This window comes from Amycolatopsis sp. cmx-4-61 (assembly GCF_046548775.1).
In the GTDB taxonomy this organism is placed as follows: domain Bacteria; phylum Actinomycetota; class Actinomycetes; order Mycobacteriales; family Pseudonocardiaceae; genus Amycolatopsis.
Window position 1 is genome coordinate 226832 of sequence record NZ_JAEBEI010000006.1, and the last position, 25610, is coordinate 252441.

Consider the following 25610-nt stretch of genomic DNA (forward strand, 5'->3'; position numbering starts at 1 on the left):
TCAGGACTCCTGCGCCGACAGCTGGCCGAGCAGGTCGATGGCGGCGTCCGCGAGCACCGTGCCGGGCCCGAAGATGGCGGCCGCCCCGGCCTCGCGCAGCGCCGGGTAGTCCTGCGGCGGGATGACGCCGCCGACCACGACCATGATGTCCTCGCGGCCCAGCTCGGCGAGCTCGTGCCGCAGCGCGGGCACCAGCGAGAGGTGCCCGGCGGCCAGCGACGAGACGCCGACGACGTGCACGTCCGCTTCGATCGCCTGCCGCGCGACCTCGGCCGGGGTGGAGAACAGCGGGCCGACGTCGACGTCGAAGCCCAGGTCGGCGAAGCCGGTGGCGATCACCTTCTGGCCGCGGTCGTGGCCGTCCTGGCCCATCTTCGCGACGAGGATCCGGGGACGGCGGCCCTCCTCCGCGGCGAACTCGTCGACCAGCTGACGGGCCTTCTCGACGTTCTGCGTCTTCCCCACCTCCTCGCGGTACACCCCCGAGATCGTCCGGATCTGCCCGGAGTGGCGGCCCCAGATCTTCTCGAGCGCGTCGGAGATCTCGCCGACCGTCGCCTTCGCGCGGGCCGCGTCGATGGCCAGCTCCAGGAGGTTGCCGCCGTTCTGCGCGCCTTCGGTGAGCCGCCGCAGCGCGTCCTCCGTCGCCGACGAGTCGCGTTCGGACCGCAGCCGCCGCAGCTTCTCCAGCTGCTGGGCGCGGACGCCGGCGTTGTCGACCTTGAGGACGTCGATGTCGATGTCGTCGGTGACCTGGTACTTGTTCACGCCGATCACCGGCTGCCGCCCGGAGTCGATCCGCGCCTGGGTGCGCGCGGCGGCCTCCTCGATGCGCAGCTTGGGGATGCCCGCGTCGATCGCCTTGGCCATGCCGCCGGCCCGCTCGACCTCGCTGATGTGGCCCCACGCCTTGCGCGCGAGGTCGTAGGTCAGCTTCTCGACGAACGCGCTGCCGCCCCACGGGTCGATCACGCGCGTGGTGCCGGACTCCTGCTGCAGCAGCAGCTGCGTGTTGCGGGCGATCCGCGCGGAGAAGTCCGTCGGGAGCGCCAGTGCCTCGTCCAACGCGTTCGTGTGCAGCGACTGCGTGTGGCCCTGGGTCGCGGCCATCGCCTCGACGCAGGTCCGGACGACGTTGTTGTAAACGTCCTGCGCGGTCAGCGACCAACCCGACGTCTGGGAGTGCGTCCGCAGCGAAAGCGACTTCGGCGACTGCGGGTCGAAGCCCTTCACGAGCTTCGCCCACAGCAGGCGCGCCGCGCGCAGCTTCGCGACCTCCATGAAGAAGTTCATGCCGATGGCCCAGAAGAACGACAGCCGCGGCGCGAACTTGTCGACGCTCAGTCCCGCGGCAACACCCGATCGGATGTATTCGACGCCGTCGGCCAGCGTGTACGCCAGCTCCAGGTCGGCCGTCGCGCCGGCTTCCTGCATGTGGTAGCCGGAGATGGAGATCGAGTTGTACTTCGGCATGTGCTGCGAAGTGAAGGCGAAGATGTCGGAGATGATCCGCATCGACGGCTGCGGCGGGTAGATGTAGGTGTTGCGGACCATGAACTCCTTGAGGATGTCGTTCTGGATGGTCCCCGCGAGCTGCTCCGGCTTCACCCCCTGCTCCTCGGCCGCGACGACGTACAGCGCGAGCACCGGCAGCACCGCGCCGTTCATGGTCATGGACACCGACATCCTGTCCAGCGGGATGCCGTCGAAGAGCTGGCGCATGTCGTAGATGGAGTCGATCGCGACGCCCGCCATGCCGACGTCGCCCGACACGCGCGGGTGGTCGGAGTCGTAGCCGCGGTGGGTGGCCAGGTCGAAGGCGACCGAGAGGCCCTTCTGGCCGGCCGCGAGGTTGCGCCGGTAGAAGGCGTTGGACTCCTCGGCGGTGGAGAACCCGGCGTACTGGCGGATGGTCCACGGCTGGTTGACGTACATCGTCGGGTACGGCCCGCGCAGGAAGGGGGCGATGCCCGGGTACGTGTCCAGGAAGTCCACATCGGACAGGTCGGCGGCCGTGTAGACGGGTTTGACGCCGATGCCCTCGGGCGTCTCCCAGGCCAGGGCGTCCGGGCCCTTGCCGGTGGCGCTCTCCACCGCGCGCGCCCACGTCTCGCGGTCGGCGGGGGCGGGCGTGCCGAGGTCGAGACCGGCGAAGTTCGGGATGGTCATCGCGCAACTCCCAGCTTGGCGTGCAGGCCGTCGAGGACTTCCAGAGCGTCGCAGCCGGCGAAGATGGTGCCGTCGACGCCGTCGTAGGACCCCTTGCCCGCGAGCAGGACGTACTCGGCTCCGAGGGACCCGGCGACGTCGGCCGCGTGGGCCGCGTAGGCGTCGTCGGTGCCGCAGAGGCAGGCGATCTTCGCGCCGGAAGCGCGGAACGCGCCGGGCAGGTCGTCGGTCGCGCCCGGGTTCACGGCTTCGATGCCGCCCGCCTGGAACAGGTTGGCGGCGAACCCGGCCCGCGCGGTGTGCGCGGCGACCGGGCCGAGGGTGGCCAGGAAGATCTTCGGCCGCGAACCGTGCTCGGCCAGGTACGCGTCCGAAGCGTCCCGAAGCGCTTCGAAGCCTTCGGCGTACCGGTGCCGCGGCAACCCACCTTCCACAGTGGACTCCAGCGGCGCCCGGACCACGGGTTTCTCGGCCAGGTTCGGGAACTCGCTGACGCCCGTGAGCGGGTCGCGCCGCGTCGCGATCCGCGCAGAACGCTTCTCCCACGTCGACGCGAGCCGCCCGGCCAGCGCGCCGGAGGCGAGCTCCGCGACCAGCCCGCCCGCGCCCTCGACGGCGGTGAACTCGGCCCAGGCCGCGTGCGCCAGGTCGTCGGTGAGCTTTTCGACGTACCAGGAGCCGCCCGCCGGGTCGGCCACGCCGGCCAGTTTGGACTCCTCGAGCAGCACGGCGTGGGTGTTGCGGGCGATCCGCGCGGAGAAGGCGTCGGGCCGGCCGATGGCGGCGTCGAACGGCAGCACGGTGACCGCGTCCGCGCCGCCCACACCCGCGCCGAAGCAGGCGACCGTCGTGCGCAGCATGTTCACCCAGGGATCGCGCCGGGTCAGCATGGCCGGCGACGTCACGGCGTGCTGGCGCATCGGCGAGGTGAAGCCGCAGACCTCGGCGACGCGGGCCCACAGGCGGCGCGCCGCGCGCAGCTTGGCGATGGTGGAGAACTGGTCGGCGGTCGCGGCCAGCCGGAACTCCAGCTGCCCGGCCGCCGCTTCGACGTCGAGCCCGGCGTCGGTCAGCGAACGCAGGTAGGTGACGCCGGCCGCGACGAGCGCGCCCAGCTCCTGCGCGTCCGACCCGCCCGCTTCGTGGAACGGCAGGCCGTCGGCGACGATCGTGCGCACCTTCGGGTACTTCCCGGCGACACGCGCGGCGAGCGCGGCAGCCGGTCCGAGGTCGGCGGGCGAGCCGGTGCGGGCCGCCAGCCCGATCGGGTCGGCGCCCAGCACGGCCGTCGCTTCGCTCGCCGGGATCTCGCGCTCGGCGAACAGCGCCAGCAGCTCCGCAGCGGCAGCTTCGTAGGACGGGCCCGCGTCCAGCACGACCGGCGCCAGGTCGAGGTACACCTCGTTCAGCGCGTCGGCCAGGGCCGCGGGCGGGACCGAGAGCCAGATCGACGTCACGCCGCCTTCGAGGTCGGCCAGGATCGCCCTGTTGACCTCGCGCGCGTCGGAGCCGGTGAACCGGGCCCGGACGTCCCAGCCGGTGCCGACCCGGCCGTCCGGGCGCGCGCCGCGCACGTACGGCGGCAGGCCGGGGAAGCCGATGTCACCGGGGACGTCCTCCGCCGTGTACAGCGGCTGGATCTCGATCCCGTCGTAGGTCCGCGTGACGAGCTTGCTCTCCGGGGCGCCCGCGAAGTCCTCCGGCAGCTTCCCGCTCTTGCGGAGCACGCCCGCGACCAGCTCCTGCCACTGCTCGCGCGTCGCCTGGGGGAACTCCGCCGCGAGGTCGAGCTCGGAGATCGGCACTGACTCCGGACCGGCCACTTCAGTCATAACCTGTGATGGTAGAGGCACTCGCCGCGCTCGACCTGTGAGTCTGGTCGCGCCGGGGGCAGGGTTGGGGGACCGAACGCGCACGCTGCGTCGAGACGGCCGGTCGCGTACGACACAATTGGCGCGTGCCCCCCTCCAGCGAAGACACACGAGTGGTCGCCGGTCGCTACCGGCTGCGTTCGGTGCTCGGCTCCGGGTCGATGGGCACCGTCTGGTCGGCCTACGACGAGTTCCTGCACCGGCAGGTGGCCGTCAAGGAGATGAAGGTGCCGCCGGGCATCCCGGCGTCGCAGGCGGACGAGCTGCGGGAGCGCACGCTGCGCGAGGCGCGCGCGATCGCCGTGCTCTCCCACCCGAACGTCATCATCCTGCACGACGTCGCCCGCGAGGACGACCAGCCGTTCGTGGTCATGGAGCTGCTGCCCTCCCGCAGCCTCGCGCACATCCTGCGGGACCACGGGCCGCTGACCGTCGGGCAGGCCGCCGCGGTCGGCATCGCCGTGGCGTCCGCGCTGGAGGCCGCGCACTCCGCCGGGATCACCCACCGCGACGTCAAGCCGGGCAACGTCCTGGTGGCCAGCGACGGCCGCATCAAGCTGACCGACTTCGGCATCGCCCGCAACGTCTCCGAGGCGACCATGACCCGCACCGGGATCATGCTCGGCTCGCCCGCCTACATCGCCCCGGAGGTGGCCTCCGGCGGCGCCGTCACGCCGGCCGCGGACCTGTGGGGTCTCGGCGCCACGCTGTTCGCCGCGGTCGAGGGCGCACCGCCGTACGACGCCGACGGCGATCCCCTGGAGACGGTCGGCAAGGTCGTCAACGGGAAGGTGCCGCAGCCGAAGGCCGGTCCGCTGGCCGACGTCATCGGCGCGCTGATGCGGAAGGAGCCCGGCCGGCGGATCACGCTGCGCGAGGTCCGGCACCGGCTGTACCCGCTGCAGACGAAGACGCCGCTCGACCTGTTCGGGTCCGAGCTGTTCCACACCCCGGACGGCAAGAAGACGTCCGCGCAGCCGGACGCCACCGACACGCAGGTGATCAAGACGGTCCTGCCCGAGAAGGCCAAGGCGGAGAAGAAGGCCGAGGGGTCGAGCAGCGAGCTCGCCGCCGATCCGGGCCCGCTGCCGTTCCTGCGCCCGCCCACCCCGGCGCCGGCCGCGGACCCGCCGACGGTGTTCGTCGCGCCGCCGCGGGTGAGCCGCCGCAGCTCCACGGCCACCGCCGTGCTCGTCGCGGTCGCGATCCTGCTCTTCCTCCTCGCCGCGGGCGGCGGGTTCGCGCTGGCCAGGGCGGTCGGCGGCCAGTCCCTGCTGCCGCCGGCCGCCGCCCCGCGCAGCACGTCGAACGGCGTGACCGAGGTGCCGCCGCCGTCGCTGGTGCAGCAGTCCGGCGACGCCAGTTACGTGACCGGCAACGGCGGGCAGTTCGGCCTCCAGGTGCCCGAGGGCTGGCAGAAGTTCGTCGCCCCGCACACGACCACGAAGTTCGGGGCGAGCACGGCGGTCCAGTACGTCTCCCCCGACGGCCGCCGGTCGCTGCGGGTGGAACGGCTGGCGAAGTACTTCGCCCAGTACCCCGACGACGGCGAGTACATCACCTGGCTGAAGGGGTCCTACCTGGACAACACGTTCGTGCTCGACGGGCCGGTGCCGCTGCCGGGCGGCAAGGGGTCGACGCTGACGTACCGCCTGGCCGAGGGCGGCACGCTGCCGGAAAGCGACAGGAGCGGCGGCACCCGGGTGACGTTCATGAACCTGACGCAGGCGGGTACCAGCCTGTGGATCCTGTCCGTCACCGTGCCGGCCGAGCAGGAGAACTCGGGCCGCCGGGACGTCTTCGACCGCGTCGCCCCCACGTTGAGCGTCTCGGACTAACCGCCGAGGACCTCGCGGGACACCTGTTCCTGGGCGAGGTGGCGCAGGCCGGCGAAGATCCGGTCGCCGAGCACGGTCGCGACGAGCCCGGTCTCGATGATCCGGTCCACCGAAGTCAGGCCGGCCACCGTCGCGACGTCGACTTCGGCGACGCGCATCGCCAGGCCGGCGTACTCCTCGAGCCGTTCGATCAGCTTCCCCTGCCCCAGCTCCTTGGCCGTCGCCAGCGCGGCGACGAGGTTGGCCATCGTCCGGTGCTCGGGCGGGTGCGCCTTCCAGCCGTGCCGGCGCATGAGGTCGGCCAGCCGCCCGGACGCCCACTCGGCGGCCTCTTCGGAGACCTTCGGCGGAGTCCCGGCCAGCTCCTGCTGGACGACGCCCATGGTGCGATGCGGGCTCTCGTCGCCGTCGATCGCGTTCAGCACGACGCCGACCGAGGCCAGCGACAGCCCGCCGACCTCGGTGAGCGCCTTGATCAGCCGCAGCCGCTGGACGTGCGCCGCGGAGTAGCGCGCCTGGTTCGGGCTGGTGCGCTCGCCGGCCGGGAGCAGGCCTTCGCGCAGGTAGTACTTGACGGTCGCGACCGGCACCCCGGACTCGGCGCTCAGCTCGGCCATCCGCATGCGTTTCCGCTCCGATCCCGGGGTCCGCCTCGGGGACAACCCTGAAGACTTCTCAGCATGGATAGTTTAACTTCCCAAAACGGAGAGCTTTACTATCCGTTCTGGGAGGAACCATGACCATCTTTGCCGATCTCCGGAGCAGGACGAACTCCTGGCACCGGCCGTCCGCGCTCGCGGCCGCCGCACTGGGGGTGGTCGCGGTGCTGTGCGTCGCGGCCATGGTCCTCGACCGGCGAACCCTGGGCGGCGCGCCGATCTGGGCGAAGCCGTTCAAGTTCGCGGTGTCCGGCGCGCTCTACTTGGCCACCTGGAGCTGGCTCGTCTCGCTGCTGCCGCGGTTCCGGCGCACGGCGCACTGGCTGACGAACCTCCTGGTCCTCATCTTCGCCGCCGAGTACGTCCTGCTGGTGTTCCAGGCCGCGCGCGGCCGGGCGAGCCACTTCAACGTCGCGACCCCGCAGGACGCCACCGTCTTCGGCACGATGGCCGTGATGATCGTCGTGCTGTGGGTCGCCACCCTGGCGCTCACGGTGCTGATGCTGTTCACGAAGGTGCCCGACCGCGCGTCGTACTGGGCGGTGCGTGCCGGGGCGGCGCTCTCGCTGGTGGGGATCACGCTCGGCCAGCTGATGACGAACCCGACCGCGCAGCAGCTCGCTCAGTGGCAGAGCGGCGGGCGGCCGGACATGGTGGGCGGCCACACCGTCGGGCTCCAAGACGGCGGCCCCGGCCTGCCGATCCTCGGCTGGAGCACCGTCGGCGGCGACCTGCGCATCCCGCACTTCGTCGGGATGCACGCCCTGCAGGCCCTGCCCCTGCTCGCCATCGCGCTGGCCGCGCTGGCCTCGCGCTTCCCGCGCCTGCGTGACGATGTCGTCCGCGCCCGGCTCGTCCTGCTCGGCGCGGCCGGGTACGCGGGGCTGATCGCGCTGGTCACGTGGCAGGCGCTGCGGGCCCAGTCGATCGTGCACCCGGACGCGGCGACGCTGGGGGCGTTCACGCTGCTGGTGGCCGCGGTCGGGCTCGGTGCGCTGGCCGTCGTCCGCGCGCCGGAGCGGGCGGCCGGCCGATGACCCTGTTCACCTGGGCGTTCCCGCTGGCGGCGCCGTTCTGGGCGCTGCTGGTCCTGGCCCCGAACCGGCGGTGGACCGAGCGGATCATGGCGTCGCCGTGGGTGCCGCTGCTGCCGCTCGTCTGCTACTTCGGGCTCGTGCTGCCGCACTTCGGCGAGTGGGGGCGGGCGATGCTGCGGCCGGACCTCGGCGTCCTGCAGGCACTGCTCGCGACGCCGTGGGGCGCCGGGCTGGTCTGGGCGCACCTGATCGCGTTCGACCTGTTCATCGCCCGGTGGATGTACTTCGAAGGGCGTTCGGCCGGGATCTCGCCGTGGCTCGTCAGCCCGATCCTGCTGCTGACGATCTTCCTCTCGCCGTTCGGGCTGGTGGTGTTCCTCGTGGTGAGAGCCGTCCGGATACGCTCGCTCGCATGACTGAACAAGAAGCCGCGAGCGCCATCGCCAAGCGCACCGGCGTCGACGCGCACGACATCGCGGTGGTACTGGGGTCGGGCTGGCGTCCGGCGGCGGACGTCATCGGGGAGTGCGAGACGGAGATCCCGTTCGCCGAACTGCCCGGTTTCACCACGCCCGGCGCGGTGGGCCACGGCGGCACCATCCGCTCGCTGGAGATCGGCGGCAAGCACGTCCTGGTGATGCTCGGGCGGACGCACTTCTACGAGGGCAAGGGCATCGACCCGGTGGTGCACAACGTGCGCACCGCGGCGGCGGCCGGCGTCCGGACGGTGCTGCTCACGAACGCGGCGGGCGGCCTGCGCGAGGGCTTCCAGGTGGGTCAGCCGGTGCTGATCGCCGACCACCTCAACCTGACCGCGCGCTCGCCGATCGTCGGCGCGAACTTCGTCGACCTGACGGACCTGTACTCGAAGCGGCTGCGGGACATCGCCCGCGAGATCGATCCGTCGCTCGAAGAAGGCGTCTACGCGGGTCTGGTGGGGCCGCACTTCGAGACGCCGGCGGAAATCCGGATGCTGCGCACGCTGGGCGCGGACCTGGTCGGCATGTCGACGGTCCTGGAGGCGATCGCCGCCCGCGCGGCCGGCGTCGAGGTCTTCGGCCTGTCCCTGGTGACGAACCTGGCCGCGGGCATGACCGGCGAGCCGCTGAACCACCAGGAAGTCCTGGAAGCCGGCCGCGCGGCGGCCACGAAGATGGGCTCCCTGCTGCGGGAACTGGTCACCCGCGCCTGACCCGAGCGCCCCAATGTGGCCTTCGGTCCGTCTCACGCACCCAAGGCGGCCTTCGGTGCGTCTCACGCACCGAAGGCCACATTGGGGCGCTTCAGGCCAGGGTGGGGAGTTGCGCGGCCACCTCGGCCGGGGAGGGCATGGCCGCGACCTCGTCGGCCAAGACGCGGGCTGCGTCGCGGACCGAGGTGTCCGTCAGGAGGTGGCGGGCCTTGGTGGCCACCGCTTCGGCCGTGACCTCGGGGCCGAGGAGGCGGTCGCCGACACCGGCGGCGAGGACCGCGTCCGCGTTGGTGAACTGGTCCGCGCCCTGCGGCATCAGCAGCTGCGGGAGGGCCGCGCCGAACGCGCCGAGCGTCGTGCCGCTGCCGCCGTGGTGGACGATCAGGTCGACGTGCGGGAGCAGCGCCGCCTGCGGGACCCACGCCTCGAGCCGGACGTTCGCCGGGACCTCGCCCAGTGCGTCGTCCGGCAGCGACGGGCCGGTGGCGACCAGGACGTCGACGTCCAAACCGGACAGACCGGCGATCGCCTCGGTGAGCACGCCCGCGTGGCCCATGGCCGTGCCCAGCGTCAGGTAGACCAGCGGACGCCGCTTGTCGAGCACGCCCGGCGGCAGCTGCCCCGGCTCGCTCCAGCCGACCGGGCGCAGCGGCACCCGGTGGGTGCGGGCCAGGAAAGCCCGGTCCTGCACCGACTCCGGGCAGATGTCGACGAACGGGCCGCCGAACGCCAGGTCCTCGCCGACCTCGATGCCCAGCGCGGCGCCGTGCTCGCGGATCGCGCCCCGGATCTGCGTGGTCATCGGATCGCCGGTCGACACGCGCCCGAAACCGTGCGCCACCACCGGGATCCCCGCCTTGAGCGCGGCGAAGGCGCCCCCGGAGTTGGCCACCTCGCTCACGACCAGGTCGGGCCGGACGTGGTCGAAGACGGGCAGCAGGTCGGCGAGGATCCGCTTCGGCATCAGCTCGCCGAACACCTTCGCGACGACCGGGAACAGCTCCTCGCGCGGGATGTCGCCGGGCGGGCGCCGCGGGCCGGGCGGGCCGGATTCGGCGAACGCCTGCCCGAACGCGTCCTTGATGGCGGGCCCGGCGGCCGCCGTCTCGAGCCCGGCCTTCGTCAGCTGCGGCAGGAAGTCTTCCGAGGTGGCGAAGACGACGTCGTGGCCCGCGTCGCGCGCGGCGACCGCCAGCGGGACGAGCGGGAAGGTGTGGCCGAAGGACCCCAGTGAGGTGAAGAGTAAGCGCACCTACCCGACCTTAGCCCGTAGGCTGACGCGGTGACATCGGATTCCACCCTGCGTGACGCCGCTTCCCGCTGGATCGCCGCCGATCCGGACCCCGCCACCCGCGCCGAGCTCGAGGCCCTGCTGACCCGGGCCGCGGACGACCCCGTGGCCGCCGAAGACCTCGCCGACCGGCTGGCCGGGCCGCTCGAATTCGGCACCGCCGGGCTGCGCGGCCCGGTGCGCGCGGGGCCGAACGGGATGAACGTCGCCGTCGTCACCCGCACGACGGCCGGGGTCGCCCAGTGGCTGCACGGCCACGGGCACGCCGGTGCGCTGGTCGTCGTCGGCCGGGACGCGCGGCACGGCTCGGAAGCGTTCGCGACCGCCGCCGCCGAGGTGCTGACCGCGGCCGGCTTCGACGTCAAGGTGTTCCCCCGCCCGCTGCCGACGCCGGTGCTCGCCTTCGCCGTCGGGCGGCTCGGCGCGGTGGCCGGGATCCAGATCACCGCGTCCCACAATCCCCCGGCGGACAACGGGTACAAGCTCTACGACGCGACCGGCGGGCAGATCGTCCCGCCGTCCGACGGCGAGATCGAGCGCGCCATCGAGGCCGCGCCGCCCGCCGCCGAAGTCCCGCGGGCGCCCGGCGCCGAGGTCGTCGACCTGCTGCCGCGGTACCTCGACGAGGTCGCGACGCTGCCGCTGGGCCACGAGCGCGCGGTGCGGGTGGCCGCGACGGCGCTGCACGGCGTCGGCGCCGACACGCTGCGCGCGGCGTTCGAGCGGGCCGGGTTCACCGACCTGCACCTCGTCGGCGAACAGACGGCGCCGGACCCGGACTTCCCGACCGTGTCGTTCCCGAACCCGGAAGAGCCGGGCGCGACGGACCTGCTGCTGGCCCTGGCGTCCGATGTGGACGCCGACCTGGCGATCGCCCTCGACCCGGACGCCGACCGGTGCGCGCTCGGGGTGCGCGAGCGGGACGGGCGGTGGCGGATGCTGCGCGGCGACGAGACCGGCGTGCTGCTCGGCTCGTACGTCCTGTCCACAGTGGATCGCACGACACTGCCGGACCCGCTGGTGGCCACCACGATCGTGTCGTCGTCGATGCTCGGCGAAATCGCCAAGGCCGAAGGGGCCCGGTACGCCGAGACGCTCACCGGCTTCAAATGGCTGGTCCGCGCCGGCGAAGGCCTCGTCTTCGCCTACGAAGAAGCCCTCGGGTTGTGCGTGAACCCGGGTTTCGTGCGCGACAAGGACGGCATCGCCGCCGCGACGCTGGCCGCGGGGCTCGCCGCGCAGCTGAAGGCGCAGGGCCGCACGCCGCTGGACGTGCTCGACGAGCTGGCGCAGCGCCACGGCGTCCACCTGACCGACCAGGTTTCCCTGCGGGTCACCGACCTCGCCGTCCGCGGCCAGCTGATGGCGAAGGTGCGGGAGACCCCGCCGGCCCGGCTCGGCGGTGTCGAGGTCGCGCTCGAAGACCTGCTGCCGGACGCCGACGTGGTCCGGCTGACCGGGGACGGCGTCCGCGTGGTCGTGCGGCCGTCCGGGACCGAGCCGAAGCTGAAGGCGTACCTGCAGGTGGTAGCGCCGGTGACGGACGCACTGGCGGACGCCCGCGGCGCGGCGCAGGAACGGCTGACGGCGTTGCGCGCGGACGTCGAGGAGCTGCTCACCTGATGCCGCGGCTGCTGATCGTCCACCACACGCCGTCGCCGTCCACGCAGGCGTTGTTCGAGGCGGTCGTGGCGGGCGCGACGCACCCGGACATCGAGGGGGTGGAGGTGGTCCGCCGCGCGGCGCTGGCGGCCACCCCCTCCGACGTGCTGGCCGCCGACGGGTATCTGCTGGGCACCCCGGCGAACCTGGGCAGCATGAGCGGCGCGCTGAAGCACTTTTTCGACACCGTCTACTACCCGTGCCTGGACGAGACGCGCGGTCGCCCGTTCGGGTACTGGATCCACGGCAACAGCGACACTTCGGGCACCCGACGGCAGCTGCTGGCCATCACGACGGGCCTGGCTTGGGCCGAAGCGGCAGACCCCGTCATCAGCACGGGTGAACCGGACAAGAAGACCCTCGAAGCGTGCACCGAGCTGGGCGGCACCCTGGCCGCCACGCTGATGGGCTGAAACGTAAAGGGGCCTGTCACCGGAAGCCCTGGGGGTCGACCTCCGGCAACAGGCCGTGGCCAAGGGTTCGCCCCGAGGGGCGATCAACCTTGGCCTGTGAAGCGTACTACAGACGGTGCGATCATGACGAGTCGAAGGCACGACAACCTCTCGCCTGAGCTGTTCCGTGCACCCCCAGGGCACGGAGAGCCAGGCGAGAGGCGAGCCAACTGTAAACCACTGCATACGACAGCTGTCAACAAGTGCGTACAGTGGTCTGCGGTTAGAATTTTCGCGGCTGGAGTCCCAGGGGGTGGAGATGGCACGGGAACGCACTTTCGCGGAGCGCCTGAGCGCCCTGATCGAGGCCGCTCGGATGGACGGCCGCGCACCGCACAGCTACCGGGAGATCTCCGCCGCCGTCGAGCGGGCGGGCGGCCCGGCGATGTCGCCCGCCTACCTGCAGCAGCTCGCCACCGGCAAGCGGGTCAACCCGAAGATCCACTACGTCGAGGCGCTGGCGAGGCTGTTCGGCGTGCCGGTGACGTACTTCTTCGACGAAGAGGCCGCCGCGGCGCCCGCGGGCGAGGCCCAGCTGATGGCCATGCGGGCGCAGGAGCTCTCACCGCAGGGCCGTCGTCAGGTGATGGACCTGCTGGAGCTCGTCGAACGCTACGAGCGGGCCGAGCGCGAGGGCCGGCACCCGGAGGACAGCGGGGGCTGGAGCCCGGGGAACACCGCGCGATGAAGGAGCGTGAGCTGCGCCGCCGCTGCCGGAAGCTGCTCAAGGACCTGGACATCGGACCGCCGCTGGACGTCGAGGTGCTGTGCGCGCGGCTGGGCGAGCGGCGCGGGCGGCCGATCCGGCTGCTGGCGTACCCGCTGGAAGTGCCCGGGCCGTTCGGCTGCTGGATCGCGACGTCGTCCGCGGACTACATCTTCTACCAGGCCGAAACCACGAAATCGCACCAGGACCACATCATCCTGCACGAGCTCGGGCACATGCTGGCCGATCACCACCCGCACGGCGACGCCGAGCCGGCGGACTTCCTGCGTGGCCCGGCGGCGGATCTCGACCCGGACGCCGTGCACCGCGCCCTGCGCCGCTCGTCCTACGATGACGCGCACGAGTGGGAAGCCGAGACGGTCGCGACGATCATCCTCGAATGGGCGTCGGTCCTGAACTACACGATCCCCCGGCGCGCCGCTGACCGGGACCTCCGCCGGATCCAGGGCGCGCTCGGCGATCACCAAGGGTGGTTGTGAGCACGCTGTTCAGCCCCGTGAACCTGGTGGCACTGGTGCTGTTCGCCGCGGCGTTGGCGTGGCGGATCTACCAGGTGACGCGCGCACCGACCGTGCCGAACTGGGCCGTCACCGCCTGCGTGGCCGGGTTCGCGGCGGCGTTCCTGCTGCAGCAGCCGGAGCTCTCCGACGACGTCGACGCGCTGCTGGGCGCGGGTGCGGCGCGGGTGGCGAACAACGCCCTGCTGGCCTGCGGGATCTGCGCGCTGGTGATCTTCTTCCTCGGCTCGGCGCTGGGCCCGCGCCGGTACCGGCGGGTGGCGGTGGAGCTGGTGCCGCCGGCCGCGGCGATCACGCTGATGATCGTCACGATGAGCCTGACCCCGCCGCCGCTGCGGGGCCTGCCGCTGGGGCCGTCGACGATCCACGACAGCCGGATCGCGGTGTTCTACCTCGGCGCCGGGCTGTACCTGATCTACGGCCTGATCGCCTGCACCGCCTGGATCGTGCGGTACCAGCGGGTGGCCGACCGGGACCTGCGGATCGGCCTGCGGCTGAGCGCGATCGGCATGGCCGGCGCGGCCGTCGGCAGCATCTTCCGCGCGCTCTACATCGTGGTGGCGTGGGTCTTCGGGCCCGTCGTGAAGGTCCTGCTGGTGCTCGGCGTGCCGTTCGTCGTCGCCGGCGGGATGCTGTTCCTGGCCGGGGTCACCTACCCGGGGGTGCGGGCCCGGGTGTCGGCGCTGCGGCGCCGCCGCCAGCACCGGCGGGAACACGAGGCTCTCGCTCCTCTGTGGACGGTCCTGGTCGAGGCGTTCCCGAGCATCGTGCTGCGGACCCCGCCGCGCCGCGGCGACCGGCTGTCCCCGCGCGGCGTCCACCGGGTGCACTACCGCCGGGTGATCGAGATCCGGGACGGCCTCGTGCAGCTGTCGCCGTACCTCGACGCCGGCTTCGGCGAGGTCGTCGCCACCGATCCCGGTGCCGCGGCGGCGGCGCTGAAGACGGCCCTGCGGCGGCACGCGGCGGGCGAGGCCAGCGACGGCCGCGCCAAACAGGTCCTGCCCGCCGGGGCGGACGACCTCGAATCCGACGTCCGGCCGCTGCTCGCGCTGTCGGCCGCGCTGGCGAACGGGAAGTGACGTGGACACGCTGATCACCGCCGGCCGGGTGCTGCCCCGGCCCGCCACTCCGGTCGACGACGGCGCCGTGCTGGTGCGCGACGGCGTGATCGTGGCGGCGGGCCCGCGCGCGGACGTCGTCGCGCAGGCCACGCCGGACGCGTCCCGGCACGACTTCCCCACCGGCACCGCACTGGCGGGGCTGTGCAACGTCCACGTGCACCTGTCGTTCGACGCGTCCCGCGAAATGCTGGCGCACTTCATCGAAAGCGAAGACCGGCTGGCGGGCGCCCGGGCGCGGCTGACGTCCATGGTGCGCAGCGGGGTCACCACCGTGCGGGACCTCGGGGACCGCGGGCACCTCGGGGCCGCCGTCCGGCGTTCGTTCGAGGGTGCGGTGGCGCCGCGGCTGCTCGTGTCCGGGCCGCCGATCACCGTGCCGGGCGGGCACTGCCACTTCTTCGGTGGTGAAACCGCGTCCGACGACGAAATCCGCGCCCTGATCGACGCGAACGCGGCCGCGGGCGCGGACGTCATCAAGGTGATGGCCAGCGGTGGCCAGCTCACCGAGGGCGGCGCCGACATGTGGGAGTCGCAGTTCGACGCGCGGCAGCTGTCGCTGATCGTCAGCCACGCGGCGTCGCACGGGCTGCCGGTGGCGGCGCACGCCCACGGCGCCGACGCGATCGAGGCCGCCGTCGAGGCCGGGGTGTCGACGGTCGAGCACTGCAGCTTCCTGACCGGGCCCAAGTCGTTCGACCGCCGCGAGCACGTGGCGAAGCGGATGGCCACGGACGGGATTTCGGCGTGCTCGACGAGCAGCCGCAACTGGCGGGTGATCGTCGAGAAGCTCGGCGACGACGTCGCCCACGCGATGTACGGGCGGCTGCCGTGGCTCGAAGAGCACGGCGTCCGGCTGCTTTCCGGGACCGACGCGGGCCTGCCCGGCTCGGTGTTCGACGACCCGGTGGGCGCGCTGGAGCTGTACGAATGGCTCGGCTTTTCCCGGCGCCGGACCCTGGAGATCGCGACCGAGGACAGTGCGGCCGGGCTGGGCCTCGGTTCGGTGACCGGGCGGCTCGAAGCCGGGCTGGCGGCGGACGTCCTGGTCGTCGAAGGCGACCCGCTGGCGTCGCTGGCCGCGCTGCGCAACCCGCTGCTGGTGCTGGCCCAGGGCCGTCCCGTCTAGGTCCCCGACCGGGGAATGCCCACTTCGGTGACAGCGTTTTAAAACAGTGTTACTGTAGCGCTACCCCTCTCGAAGGAGCTTCCCGATGCACGGACCGACCCAGCTGTTCACGGTGATCGCCCTGGTCTCGCTGCCGACCGTGATGTACGGCGGCTACGCGCTGATGGGTGTCCTGCGGGACCGCAAGCTCACCGAACACCAGCGCGCGATGTTCCGCGCCGGCCACGCCCACGCCGGCGTGCTGCTGGTCCTGGCCCTGGTCGCGCTGCAGATCCTCAGCCGCACGACGCTGTCCGACACGACGTTGTGGATCGCGTGCTTCCTGCTGCTGTCCGGGATCCTCGCCCAGTCGGGTGGATTCTTCCTCCATCTGCTCCCGAACCGGGGCAAGCTCGGCGGCCGCGTGACGTCCGCCGGCGCGTTGCTGCTGGCCGCGGCCACATTGCTCACCGCATACGGGGTCGCCTTCGCCTGACCGCCGGTCGTTAAGCTGGGTGACGTGCCTGAATACCTGCCGACCGCGCCCTACAAGGGGACCCGGGACTTCCTGCCCGCCGAAATGTCCGTGCGTACCCAGGTGTTCGGTCATCTCTACGACGTCCTCGAACGCCGCGGCTTCCTCCGCTACGACGGCCCGATCCTCGAATCGGCCGAGATCTACGAGCGCAAGTCCGGTCAGGAGATCGCCGACAAGCAGCTGTACACGCTGACCGACAAGGGCGGGCGGCGGCTGGCGCTGCGGCCGGAGATGACGCCGTCGGTGGCGCGGATGATCGCCGGGAGCGCGAAGTCGCTGTCGTTCCCGGTCCGCTGGTACAGCCACCCGAACTGCCACCGGTACGAGGCGCCGCAGCGCGGCCGCGTCCGCGAGCACTGGCAGATCAACGCGGACATCTTCGGCTCGGACAACGCCAACTGCGAGATCGAGATCTTCGAGCTCGTGCACGACATGATGGCCGCGCTGGGCGCGTCGCCGGACATGTTCGTGCTGCGCGTCAACGACCGGAACCTGCTGACGTCGGCGCTCACCGACGTCGCCGGCGTGTCGGCGGACCACCTGGCCCAGGTGTTCGCGCTGGTCGACCGGTGGGAGAAGTACCCGCGCGAGAAGCTGGCCGAGAACGCCGGCGAGATCGGGCTCTCGGAGAAGCAGTTCGCGAAGCTGGCCGAGACGCTCGACGCGGGCGAGGCGCTGCTCGACGAGCTGCCGGCCGCGGTGCGGGAGCAGTCGAACCTGGTCCGCGTGCTGAACAGCAGCGCGGGTTCGCTGGTGAAGTACGAGCCGATCATCGTGCGCGGGCTGGCGTACTACACGTCGACCGTGTTCGAGGTCTTCGACACCTCGCCGGAGAACCGCCGCGCCCTCTTCGGCGGCGGCCGCTACAGCGACCTGGCGTCGATGTTCACGCCGCAGCAGATCCCGGGCATCGGGTTCGGCATGGGCGATGTGACGCTGATCGACTTCCTCGACACGCACGGCCTGACGCCGGCCCCGCGCAGCGAGGTCGACGTCATGGTGATCCCGGTGACCGAGGACCTCTTCGACGCGGCCCGTTCCGTGGCCGGCTCGCTGCGGGCCGCCGGGCTGCGGACGTCGACGCCGATCGAGCACCGGAAGCTGGGCAAGGAGCTGACCCGCGCGGACAAGGCCGGCGCGGTCGCGGTGGTGATCGTCGGCCAGGAGGACTGGGCCGCCGGGAACGTCACGGTCCGCAGCCTGGCGACGCGGGAGCAGAACCCGGTCGCGATCGCCGACGCGCCCGCGGCGGTGCGGGCCCTGCTGGGGTGAATCGGGTCGGCTCCCCTCCGGCGCCCGGGCATCCTGGGCGCCGGAGGGGAGGCCGATGATCGAGTTCGAAGATGTGCGGCAGTGGGTCGAGTTCGACCGCACGGTGCGGCGGGAGCCGGGGTACCGCCGCGGGCGACGGCTCCGCCGCCGGCCTTCGCGCGAAGAGCTGGCCGAAGCGGCGTGCAACCGCGACGGGTACCTGCGCGAGGCCGCCGTCGAGCGGCTTGCGGTCAGCACCGATCCCGAAGCGCTGCCGCTGTTGCTGATCCGGTGCGTCGACTGGGTCGGGCCGGTCCGGGAACTCGCCCGGTCGATCGTTCCGTCCAAACTGGACGAGCCCGCGCTTCGGGCGACGCTTCCGTTGATCGGCATCCTGCGCCGGCGCCTGCTCGACGACTGGATGACCACACTGCTGCGCGAAAGACTGCCGAGCGTGCTCGACGCCGTCTTGGCGCTGGAAGACCGGGAGGCTCGCCGCTGGGCCCACCGCGAGGCGCTCGGGCTGCTGCCCCGCGAGCGGCTGCTGGAGATCGCTTCCACGCACCACGACTTCGTGGTCCGCTCGATCTGCGGCAACGCGCTGCTCGACCGCGGCGAGTGCGTCGAAGAACTGCTGGCGGCCGGCGTGCCGAAGGTCCGGATGCGGGCGTTGACGCTGCTCGGCGTCGACGCCGCCGTGACCCACCTGGCGGACCGCTCGTCGGCGGTGCGGTCGCGCCGGATCGCCCCGGAGCCGGCGGCGGTGCGGCCGTTGCTGACGGACCCGTCACCCGCGGTGACCCGCGAGGTGGTGAAGTTCCTGCGCGGGCGGTTCGTCGACCCGGCCACGCTGCTGGCCCTGCTGTCCCCGGACCACCCGGTTCACACGCGCCGGGCGGCCGCGGCCCTCCTCCGCGACCGCGACACCCCGCCCTGGCGGCCGAAATCGAAACCCATCTCGACCGCCTTCCGCCCGACATGGCCCGCGAGATCCGCTTCGTCCTCCCGAAACTCGCGTGATCAGAGGGCATCACACGTGATTGGAGGGCCATCACGCGTGACTGGAGGGGCATCACGCGTGATTGGCGAGGCATCACGGGTGATGCCGCTCAGTCACGCGTGATGCCCCGAATGGTCGGCGCGGAGGAGGCGGAGGGTGAAGGTTGCTCCTGCTCCCGGGCGGCCTGCCGCGGCGATCGTGCCGCCGTGGCCCGTCACCACTTCGCGGACCAGGGCGAGGCCGAGGCCGAAGCGGCGGCCGTCGCCGTCGGAGCCGCGGGCGAAGCGCTCGAAGATGCGGTCCGCTTCGGTGGCCGGGAAGCCCACGCCCGTGTCATGGACCCTCAGCTCCACGTGCCGCTCGTCGGGGACGCCGAGCCAGACCTCGATCGAGCCGCCCGGCGGGGTGTGGCCGAGTGCGTTGTCCAGCAACGCCGACAGCACGCGGCGCAACGCCGTCGGCACGCCTTGGACGACGTACGGCCGCCGCTCGCGCGTCACCGCCAACCGGACCCGGCCCTCCGAAGCCCGCACCGCCTCCGCCGCCACCGCTTCCTCGGCCAGCACGCCGAGCTCGACCAGTTCCAGCGACGGCCGTTCGCCGCACGCCTGCGCCGACAGCAGCAGGTCCTCGACGACTTCGCCGAGTTCCCGCGTCCCGCGGACCAGCTGGTCGAGTTCCGCCGCGTCGCGGCCGGACGACCGCCGGGCCAGCAGCTGCGCCCGCGTGTGCAGCCGGGTCAGCGGGGCCCGCAGCTCGTGGGACGCGTCGGCGACGAACGTCCGCTGCCGCCGCAGGGCGTCCTCCAGCGGCCGGATCGCCCGGCGGGCCAGCACCCGCCCGCACCCCAGGGCCGCCAGCAGCGCGAGCACCTCCGCGACGCCGAGACCGGACACCAGGGACGCGCGGTCCTGGATCTGGTACCGCTCCTCGAAGAACGCCTGCGAGACGACGCCGCCGTGGTTCTCCACCCGGATCGTGTGCGTCATCCCGCCGATCGACCGCCGTTCGGTGTGGACGTCGCCCGGCGACGGCACGAAGGCGTTCAGCTCCGGGAGCGGCATCCCCGGCGGCGCCGGTCCCACGGGCGCGTGCGCGTTCGGCGTGAACAGCCAGACGCAGCCGGGCGGGGTCGCGCCGGGGCCGAGCTGGATCGTCCTGGCCAGCGTCCGGTCCGCGTCCGCGTGCTGCCGGGACAGCAGGATGCCGTACGCGATCGCGCCCGCGACGGCCACGAGCAGCGACACCACGACGGCGATCTGCGCGGTGATCACCCACCGCGCCCGCCGCAGCGCCCGTTCCTCCGGGTCGGGGCTCATACCGCGCCGATCTGGTACCCCAGGCCGTGCACGGTCCGCACGACGTCCCGGCCGAGCTTGCGCCGCAGGTAGTACACATACGTGTCCACGATGGACTCACCGGTCGAATCGGCGAACACGCGCGTGCGCAGCGCCGCCCGCGGGTGGATCGCCTTCGGCCGCTGCGCCAGCGTCCGCAGCAGCTCGAACTCCCGCCCGGACAGCGTGATCCGCTCCCCGCGCGGCAGCACGACCTCGTGCCGGCGCAGGTCGAGGGCCGCCGTGCCGAGGGGCAGGCACTCGGCGCCTTCGAAGTCGCGGCGGGCCAGCGCGCGCAGCCGCGCGAGCAGTTCCTCGGCCTCGAACGGCTTGACGAGGTAGTCGTCCGCGCCGGCGTCCAGGCCCGCCACCCGGTCGGCCACCTCCCCCAGCGCCGAGAGCACCAGGACCCGCGTGGTCACCGCCCTGGCCCGCAGCCGCCGCAGCAGCTCCAGCCCGTCGAGCACCGGAACCCGGCGGTCGATGACCATCACGTCGTAGCTCCCGGTGAGCCCGAGGTGCAGCCCACGCTGCCCGTCGTGCGCCACTTCGGTCTCGTAACCCTCGTCCGCGAGCAGCTCCCCCAGCATGCCCGCCAGTTCCCGGTCGTCCTCGACCAGCAGCACCTTCGGCTTCGCCACCCCGTCGCGCACCGATCCATCTTGACAGTTATTTCCGAACTTGAAGAATCAACTTTTCCCGGTCACCGGAACAGGTTCGGCCGTCAGGAGTACTTCGCTGCTCCCCCTGCGCGCATCCCGCCGGTCGAGCCACGCGAGGACCGGCGCAGTCATGATCGTGGTGACCAGCGCGACCAGCACCAGGACCGTGAACAACGCCGGCGACACGATCCCCGCGGCGAGCCCGACGTTGAGCGCGATCAGCTGCATCAGCCCGCGCGCGTTGACGAGCACGCCGACGCGCGAGGCGATCTCCGGCGGCTCCCCCGCCAGCCGCGCCGCGCCCCAGGACGCGCCCAGCTTGCCGACGATCGCCACCGCCACCGTCACCAGCGCGAAGGCGAGCAGCTTCGGGTCGGCGAGCAGGGCGAACCGGGTGTTCAGGCCGGAGTAGGTGAAGAACAGCGGAACGAACACGATCCGCCCGATCGGCATGATCTTCGCCAGCACGGCGTCGGAGGCCAGACCGCGCGGGAACGCCACCCCGACGGTGAAGGCGCCGAACACCGCGTACAGGCCGATGGTGTCGGTGAACCAGGCCGCCGCGAACAGGACCAGCGCGGTGACGAGCACCCGCTGGTCGACGCTCACCCGGTCGCTGCCCATCATCCGGACCAGCAGCCGCCGCCCGACGATGAACACCAGCAGCGCGAACAGCAGGCCGCCACCGAGCGCCAGCGCCACCGGCCCGGCCGACCCCGCGTGCATGCCGAGCACGACGGCCAGCAGCAGCCACGCGAGGACGTCGTCGAGCGCGCCGCAGGCCAGCGCCAGCGAGCCGAACTTCGTCGACGCGATCCCGCGCTCGGTGATGATCCGGACCATCATCGGGAACGCCGTGATCGCCACCGCGACGCCGACGAACGCGGCCGACGTCACCGGGGAGACGCCCTCCTTGCCGATGCCCACCCACGACGTCCCGAGCACCGCGACCGCGATCCCGAGGGCCAGGGGTACCAGCGTGCCGGCCGAAGAGATCGCGGCGACCGACTTCCGGGACTTCGCGATGCTGCCCAGGTTGAACTCGTAGCCGGCGCCGAACATGTAGATGACCAGCCCGATCTGGCCTCCGGTGTAGAGCAGCGAGCGGACCGCGTCGGGGAACAGGGCCGCGTGCACGTCCGGCAGCAGCAGGCCGAACAGCGACGGGCCGAGCAGCACGCCGGCGACCATCTCCCCGACCACCGGCGGCTGGCCGAGCTTGATCGCGACCATGCAGACCAGCCGCACCACCAGCAGGATCACCACGACAGCGAGGAAGAAGACCGGCGCCGCTTCGGACGGGCTCATCGATTGCCTCCGGCGAAGTAGGTCGAACACAGGGCCTGGCGACGGGCGTCGAGGACCATGTAGGTGCCGAACACGAGCTGGGCGAAGCTGCGCCAGACGTCTTCCCAGCGGTCGCGGACCGCGAGCCACGCCAGCGGCGCGCGCCCGGGCCGGGTCCCGCGCGGGGTGAGCAGCGCCGGGCCGCGGTTGGGGATCGAGCGCGTGTGCGCGGCCGTCGAGGCGAGGCCGAAGCGGCGCAGCACCTCCTGCGCCACGACCCGCATGGTCGGCGGCGCGAGCCCCCGGGCCGGGCAGGCGCGGTTCTGCGTGACGCCGAACGGGACGAACTCGGCCTTGGCCGACTGCGCGGCGAAGTCCGGGTAGCTGAAGCACAGCACCGTCCCGGCCGGGATGGTGAGGTGGTCCAGCTCGATGTCGCCGGTGGTGATCCGGTGCGCGATGCCGAACAGCGGGTACGCGCGCAGGCCCTCGTCGATCACGCCGTCGAGGTCCTCGGGGTGCTCGGCGAGCCGCTGCTGGAGATCGCCGTCGCGGGCGATGATCATCAGCAGGTGCGCCATCGCTTCCGACATCTGCACGACGGCGGTGTTGAAGAACGTCCCCTGCAAGTAGAACACCTGCTCGTCGGGGGTCAGGGACGGCGGCAGCGGGTGCGGGACGTCGGCCAGGCGCCGCCGCAGGTACCGCGTCAGCCGGGCCCGGCGGCGCATGTTCCGCGGCCGCACGCACTTGAGCGCCGAGACGACGTCGTCGGCGTGCCCGACGACGAGGTCCCGCGCCTCGGGCGGGCACGGTTCCTCGAACACCAGCTCGTGGTACAGCTCGGCCCAGATCGGCATCATCAGGTCGCGCAGCCGGATGAACCCGGGCTCGACGTCGTCGAGGACGTGCGCGGCCACCCGCCGGGCCAGCTCCTCGGAGTCCTTTTTGGACCGGACCAGGATGTGCCGGGTGCACTTGGCCACCTCGTCGTAGCGCGGCCCGGCTTCGAGGTGCTCCTGGTGCACCTGCGGGCCGGGCGCGAGCCAGTACCAGAACAGGTCGGACAGCGCGGCGCCGCGGCTGCGGCCGTTCGCCGCGGGATCGGCGTAGACGCGCTTGAAGTCCCCGGCGCCGACCTGCGGCCCCGGGATCGTCACCGCGTCCTGGCCGTTGACCAGCGCGAAGATCTTCATCCGCAGCGCCACCACGCGGCGGGGCAGCCAGGCCGGCGCGGAGACCACGGCCGCGGCCGCCAGCACCCGGCCGATCACCGCCGCACCTGGTCCGGGGTGAGGTCGGCCGGGTGCCGGCCGCCGCACAGCGCGAGGGCCTGGTCGAAGTCGGCCCGCAGCAGGTCCAGGACTTCCGAGACGCCTTCGCGGCCGCCCGCGGCCAGCCCCCACACCACCGGACGGCCGACGCCGACCGCGTCCGCGCCCAGGGCGAGCGCCTTGACGACGTCGGTGCCGCGGCGGATCCCGCCGTCGAGCAGCACCGGCAGCGTCCCGCCCACCGCCGCGGCGATCTCGGGCAGCACGTCGATGGTCGCGGGCACGGTGTCGAGCTGGCGGCCGCCGTGGTTGGACACGACGATCCCGGCGACGCCGTGGTGCACGGCCAGCCGCGCGTCCTCGGCGTGCAGCACGCCCTTGATCAGCACGGGCAGCTTCGTCTTGCTCCGCAGCCACGCGATGTGGTCCCAGTTCAGGCCGGCGGACATGACGATCTCCCGCACGTGGCTGGCGTTGCCGCCGCTGCGGTTCTCGCCGAGGTTGCGCAGGTTCTCCACGGCCAGCCCGGGTGGCAGGTCGTGGAAGGCGTTGCGGTCGTCGCGCTCGCGGCGGCCGAGCACGGGCGAGTCGACGGTCACCACGAACGCCTTCACCCCGGCGTTCTCGGCGCGGCGCACGATCGCCTCGGTGAACTCCAGGTCCGGCTGCAGGTAGAGCTGGAACCACAGGCCCGGGTCCGGCGCGGCCTCGCGGGCGGCCGCGGCGATGTCCTCGACCGCCGTGGTCGCGGCCATGCTGACGATCATGATCGTGCCCGCCCGCGCCGCCGCCCGCGCGGTGGCGAGCTCGCCGTCGGGGTGCGCGAGCCGGTGGAACGCCGTGGGCGCGACGAGGATCGGCATCGACGACGGCGTCCCGAGCAGTTCGATCGACAGGTCGCGCTTGTCGCTGCCGCGCAGCACGCGGGGCACCAGCCGCAGCCGCCGGAACGCCGTTTCGTTCTCCCGCAGGGTGATCTCGTCCTGCGCGCCGCCCGCGAAGTAGTCGTAGTGCGCCGGCTCGAGGCGCTCGCGGGCCGCCGCCTCGAACTCCGCGATCGTCCGCATCACAGCTCCCGCGTGAAGAAGGCGGTCAGCGGCTCGACGTGCACCTCTTTGTCCCACTCGTTCTCGAGGTTCTCGGTGACGTGGTGGGTGGCGACCAGCTCGCCGCGGCGGTAGTGGCGGACGATCGGGTGCAGGTAGTGGCCTTCGCCGTGGTCGTTCGCCTTGTCCTGGGCGGCGCGGGCGACGAAGTCGAACGGGTCGACCTTGTCGTGGTCGGGGCCGTAGTCGAGGGTGACGACGTAGGCGTCGGCCGGCGGGTCTTCCAGCACCCGGTCGACCGGCACCTCTTCCAGGTAGCGGGCGGTGTCGCCGTCCACGACCACGACGTCACCGAGGAACCCGAACTGCTGGTACAGCCCGGAAGTCCGGTTGATCCGGGTGATCACGGCGTCGGTCAGCGCGTCCGGTTTGGCGGGCAGCTCGGTGTGCGGCCACGGGACGCCGTGGTGGCGCTCGTTCAGCACCTTCGCCAGCGCGCGGACGCCGTAGCGGAAGCCGTGGATGAAGGCGCTGGTGGCCTTCTTGAAGTCGCGGACCTGCGTGATCGTGCCGGCGAAGTAGAGGCCGGGCACGTTGACCGACTCCCAGTTCGCCGTCTGCGCCGGGAACCGGTTGTTGATGGTGAGCTCGGGCCGGCAGTCTTCGTCGAAGAGAGAAGCGTCGAACCGGAAGCCGGTGCAGCCGATCACGCGGTCGTAGCGGATTTCCTTGATGACCTCGTCGGCGCGGGCGAAGGCGAACTTGACGTGGTAGCCGTCGGCGTCCTTGCGGACTTCGCGCACGTCGCCGTCGAGGATCGCGTGCTGCAGCTTCAGCTGGTACATGTCGAGGATGCCCGCGTTGTAGGCGCGGAGGTGGCCGACGAAGTGCGTCCGCCAGGCCAGTTTCACCGGCCGCGGCCCGCCGACGTGCACGACCGCGGCCGTCTCGATGAGGTTGTCGGCGGTCTCGAAGGCGGAGTTCCCCTTGCCCAGCACGAGAACGCGCTGGTCGGTGAAGCTCTTCGGGTCGACGTCGACGTCCACGTACTGGTCGATGAGCTCGACGCCGGGGAACTGCGGGATGTACGGCTTGGTGACGCCGGTGGCCATGACCAGCCGGGCGGCCCGGTATTCGGCGTCGCCGGCGGTGAGGACGAAAGTTTCGCCCTCGCGGCGGATGCGCGTCACGCGGGTGTCGTACCGGATGTTCAGCCGGTGCTTCGCCGCGTAGTCGGCGACATAGCGCAGGAAGTCCTGGGCGTCGGGGAAGAGCTTCTCGCTGTAGTCGGTGAAGACCAGCTGGTCTCCGTCGCCGTCGGTGAGGATCGAGTTCCAGTCCATCCGCATGCGCAGCTCCGGGTCGGCGTACCCGGTGTGCTTCTTGTTGATGGAGATGAGGGTCCGGTGCCGCGGGAAGGTCTCGAAGAAGTGCCCGGGCGCGGAACCGCCTTCCAGCACGAGGTACCGGTGCCCGGCGTGGCCGAGGTGCTGCGCCAGCTGCAAGCCGGCCGGCCCCGCCCCGACGACCAGATAATCGAGCACTTCCTCCGCCACGACGACCTCCTGGG

The 25610-nt window shown here is 72.2% G+C and carries 23 protein-coding genes; 13 read left to right on the plus strand and 10 right to left on the minus strand.

Annotation, left to right across the window (positions count from 1 at the left end):
• The gene (gene scpA, locus ACLJOU_RS20060) at nt 1–2169 is read right to left on the minus strand and encodes a methylmalonyl-CoA mutase (protein ID WP_410569169.1); all 2169 of its coding nucleotides are present in this window, start codon (nt 2167–2169) and stop codon (nt 1–3) included.
• Nucleotides 2166–4001 carry a methylmalonyl-CoA mutase family protein gene (locus tag ACLJOU_RS20065; protein ID WP_410569170.1) on the minus strand — a complete coding sequence of 612 codons (1836 nt, stop codon included), beginning with the start codon at nt 3999–4001 and terminating at the stop codon, nt 2166–2168. Before ACLJOU_RS20065 ends, scpA begins: the two co-directional genes overlap by 4 nt.
• A 152-nt stretch (nt 4002–4153) precedes the next feature.
• Between ACLJOU_RS20065 and ACLJOU_RS20070 the strand changes: the two genes are divergently transcribed.
• On the plus strand, nt 4154–5878 hold the full coding sequence (locus tag ACLJOU_RS20070; RefSeq protein WP_410569329.1) for a serine/threonine-protein kinase: 1725 nt from the start codon (nt 4154–4156) through the stop codon (nt 5876–5878).
• Here the strand turns inward: ACLJOU_RS20070 and ACLJOU_RS20075 are convergent.
• Nucleotides 5875–6501: a MerR family transcriptional regulator gene (locus tag ACLJOU_RS20075; protein ID WP_410569171.1), complete on the minus strand. Its 627-nt coding sequence runs from the start codon at nt 6499–6501 to the stop codon at nt 5875–5877. The genes ACLJOU_RS20070 and ACLJOU_RS20075 overlap by 4 nt on opposite strands.
• Before the next feature lie 113 nt (nt 6502–6614).
• Between ACLJOU_RS20075 and ACLJOU_RS20080 the strand changes: the two genes are divergently transcribed.
• Genes ACLJOU_RS20080 through ACLJOU_RS20090 form a run of 3 tightly spaced genes read left to right on the plus strand, consistent with a single transcriptional unit; the run spans nt 6615 to nt 8766 of the window.
• Entirely contained in the window at nt 6615–7574 is a 960-nt protein-coding gene (locus ACLJOU_RS20080) for a hypothetical protein (RefSeq protein WP_410569172.1), read from the plus strand.
• Complete coding sequence (locus ACLJOU_RS20085; protein WP_410569173.1) at nt 7571–7990, plus strand: ABA4-like family protein; 420 nt, start codon at nt 7571–7573, stop codon at nt 7988–7990. Before ACLJOU_RS20080 ends, ACLJOU_RS20085 begins: the two co-directional genes overlap by 4 nt.
• Nucleotides 7987–8766 (plus strand): purine-nucleoside phosphorylase, encoded by a 780-nt coding sequence (locus ACLJOU_RS20090; RefSeq protein WP_410569174.1) that lies wholly within the window; start codon nt 7987–7989, stop codon nt 8764–8766. Before ACLJOU_RS20085 ends, ACLJOU_RS20090 begins: the two co-directional genes overlap by 4 nt.
• A 91-nt stretch (nt 8767–8857) precedes the next feature.
• Here the strand turns inward: ACLJOU_RS20090 and ACLJOU_RS20095 are convergent, their stop codons facing one another.
• A complete protein-coding gene (locus ACLJOU_RS20095) occupies nt 8858–10018 on the minus strand; it encodes a glycosyltransferase (protein WP_410569175.1) in 1161 nt (386 codons plus the stop codon).
• A gap of 30 nt (nt 10019–10048) precedes the next feature.
• Here ACLJOU_RS20095 and ACLJOU_RS20100 point away from each other — a divergent pair, with 30 nt between their 5' ends.
• The 9 genes from ACLJOU_RS20100 (at nt 10049) to ACLJOU_RS20140 (ending at nt 18557) form a co-directional block, all read left to right on the plus strand.
• Nucleotides 10049–11680 carry a phospho-sugar mutase gene (locus tag ACLJOU_RS20100; RefSeq protein ID WP_410569176.1) on the plus strand — a complete coding sequence of 544 codons (1632 nt, stop codon included), beginning with the start codon at nt 10049–10051 and terminating at the stop codon, nt 11678–11680.
• A complete protein-coding gene (locus tag ACLJOU_RS20105; protein WP_410569177.1) occupies nt 11680–12132 on the plus strand; it encodes a flavodoxin family protein in 453 nt (150 codons plus the stop codon). The genes ACLJOU_RS20100 and ACLJOU_RS20105 overlap by 1 nt, the downstream gene beginning before the upstream one ends.
• Before the next feature lie 298 nt (nt 12133–12430).
• The gene (locus ACLJOU_RS20110) at nt 12431–12859 is read left to right on the plus strand and encodes an XRE family transcriptional regulator (protein WP_410569178.1); all 429 of its coding nucleotides are present in this window, start codon (nt 12431–12433) and stop codon (nt 12857–12859) included.
• Nucleotides 12856–13377 carry a hypothetical protein gene (locus ACLJOU_RS20115; protein WP_410569179.1) on the plus strand — a complete coding sequence of 174 codons (522 nt, stop codon included), beginning with the start codon at nt 12856–12858 and terminating at the stop codon, nt 13375–13377. The genes ACLJOU_RS20110 and ACLJOU_RS20115 overlap by 4 nt, the downstream gene beginning before the upstream one ends.
• The gene (locus tag ACLJOU_RS20120; RefSeq protein ID WP_410569180.1) at nt 13374–14498 is read left to right on the plus strand and encodes an MAB_1171c family putative transporter; all 1125 of its coding nucleotides are present in this window, start codon (nt 13374–13376) and stop codon (nt 14496–14498) included. Before ACLJOU_RS20115 ends, ACLJOU_RS20120 begins: the two co-directional genes overlap by 4 nt.
• A 1-nt stretch (nt 14499) precedes the next feature.
• Entirely contained in the window at nt 14500–15666 is a 1167-nt protein-coding gene (locus ACLJOU_RS20125) for an amidohydrolase family protein (RefSeq protein WP_410569181.1), read from the plus strand.
• A gap of 85 nt (nt 15667–15751) precedes the next feature.
• Nucleotides 15752–16141 (plus strand): hypothetical protein, encoded by a 390-nt coding sequence (locus tag ACLJOU_RS20130; protein ID WP_410569182.1) that lies wholly within the window; start codon nt 15752–15754, stop codon nt 16139–16141.
• Between the two features lie 24 nt (nt 16142–16165).
• Nucleotides 16166–17455: a histidine--tRNA ligase gene (hisS, locus tag ACLJOU_RS20135; protein ID WP_410569183.1), complete on the plus strand. Its 1290-nt coding sequence runs from the start codon at nt 16166–16168 to the stop codon at nt 17453–17455.
• Between the two features lie 55 nt (nt 17456–17510).
• Nucleotides 17511–18557: a hypothetical protein gene (locus tag ACLJOU_RS20140; protein WP_410569184.1), complete on the plus strand. Its 1047-nt coding sequence runs from the start codon at nt 17511–17513 to the stop codon at nt 18555–18557.
• Here the strand turns inward: ACLJOU_RS20140 and ACLJOU_RS20145 are convergent.
• From ACLJOU_RS20145 to ACLJOU_RS20170, 6 genes are all read right to left on the minus strand, one after another.
• Complete coding sequence (locus ACLJOU_RS20145; protein WP_410569185.1) at nt 18548–19753, minus strand: sensor histidine kinase; 1206 nt, start codon at nt 19751–19753, stop codon at nt 18548–18550. The genes ACLJOU_RS20140 and ACLJOU_RS20145 overlap by 10 nt on opposite strands.
• Complete coding sequence (locus tag ACLJOU_RS20150) at nt 19750–20397, minus strand: response regulator transcription factor (RefSeq protein WP_410569330.1); 648 nt, start codon at nt 20395–20397, stop codon at nt 19750–19752. Before ACLJOU_RS20150 ends, ACLJOU_RS20145 begins: the two co-directional genes overlap by 4 nt.
• Nucleotides 20398–20460: 63 nt before the next feature.
• Entirely contained in the window at nt 20461–21741 is a 1281-nt protein-coding gene (locus tag ACLJOU_RS20155; RefSeq protein WP_410569186.1) for a cation:proton antiporter, read from the minus strand.
• Nucleotides 21738–22994 carry a cytochrome P450 gene (locus tag ACLJOU_RS20160; protein WP_410569187.1) on the minus strand — a complete coding sequence of 419 codons (1257 nt, stop codon included), beginning with the start codon at nt 22992–22994 and terminating at the stop codon, nt 21738–21740. Before ACLJOU_RS20160 ends, ACLJOU_RS20155 begins: the two co-directional genes overlap by 4 nt.
• A complete protein-coding gene (locus tag ACLJOU_RS20165) occupies nt 22991–24061 on the minus strand; it encodes an alpha-hydroxy acid oxidase (RefSeq protein WP_410569188.1) in 1071 nt (356 codons plus the stop codon). The genes ACLJOU_RS20160 and ACLJOU_RS20165 overlap by 4 nt, the downstream gene beginning before the upstream one ends.
• Nucleotides 24061–25596, minus strand: a complete 1536-nt coding sequence (locus ACLJOU_RS20170) for an NAD(P)-binding domain-containing protein (protein WP_410569189.1) — start codon at nt 25594–25596, stop codon at nt 24061–24063. The genes ACLJOU_RS20165 and ACLJOU_RS20170 overlap by 1 nt, the downstream gene beginning before the upstream one ends.
• Between the last annotated feature and the right edge of the window lie 14 nt (nt 25597–25610).

Excerpts from the sequence above, each read along its gene's own strand:
- ACLJOU_RS20115 (WP_410569179.1), top strand. The coding sequence starts at position 12,856 with ATGAAGGAGCGTGAGCTGCGCCGCCGCTGCCGGAAGCTGCTCAAGGAC.
- ACLJOU_RS20145 (WP_410569185.1), bottom strand. The coding sequence starts at position 19,753 with ATGAGCCCCGACCCGGAGGAACGGGCGCTGCGGCGGGCGCGGTGGGTG.
- ACLJOU_RS20065 (WP_410569170.1), bottom strand. The coding sequence starts at position 4,001 with ATGACTGAAGTGGCCGGTCCGGAGTCAGTGCCGATCTCCGAGCTCGAC.
- ACLJOU_RS20155 (WP_410569186.1), bottom strand. The coding sequence starts at position 21,741 with ATGAGCCCGTCCGAAGCGGCGCCGGTCTTCTTCCTCGCTGTCGTGGTG.
- ACLJOU_RS20140 (WP_410569184.1), top strand. The coding sequence starts at position 17,511 with ATGATCGAGTTCGAAGATGTGCGGCAGTGGGTCGAGTTCGACCGCACG.
- scpA (WP_410569169.1), bottom strand. The coding sequence starts at position 2,169 with ATGACCATCCCGAACTTCGCCGGTCTCGACCTCGGCACGCCCGCCCCC.
- ACLJOU_RS20165 (WP_410569188.1), bottom strand. The coding sequence starts at position 24,061 with ATGCGGACGATCGCGGAGTTCGAGGCGGCGGCCCGCGAGCGCCTCGAG.
- ACLJOU_RS20075 (WP_410569171.1), bottom strand. The coding sequence starts at position 6,501 with ATGCGGATGGCCGAGCTGAGCGCCGAGTCCGGGGTGCCGGTCGCGACC.
- ACLJOU_RS20080 (WP_410569172.1), top strand. The coding sequence starts at position 6,615 with ATGACCATCTTTGCCGATCTCCGGAGCAGGACGAACTCCTGGCACCGG.
- ACLJOU_RS20090 (WP_410569174.1), top strand. The coding sequence starts at position 7,987 with ATGACTGAACAAGAAGCCGCGAGCGCCATCGCCAAGCGCACCGGCGTC.
- ACLJOU_RS20105 (WP_410569177.1), top strand. The coding sequence starts at position 11,680 with ATGCCGCGGCTGCTGATCGTCCACCACACGCCGTCGCCGTCCACGCAG.
- ACLJOU_RS20110 (WP_410569178.1), top strand. The coding sequence starts at position 12,431 with ATGGCACGGGAACGCACTTTCGCGGAGCGCCTGAGCGCCCTGATCGAG.
- ACLJOU_RS20085 (WP_410569173.1), top strand. The coding sequence starts at position 7,571 with ATGACCCTGTTCACCTGGGCGTTCCCGCTGGCGGCGCCGTTCTGGGCG.
- ACLJOU_RS20130 (WP_410569182.1), top strand. The coding sequence starts at position 15,752 with ATGCACGGACCGACCCAGCTGTTCACGGTGATCGCCCTGGTCTCGCTG.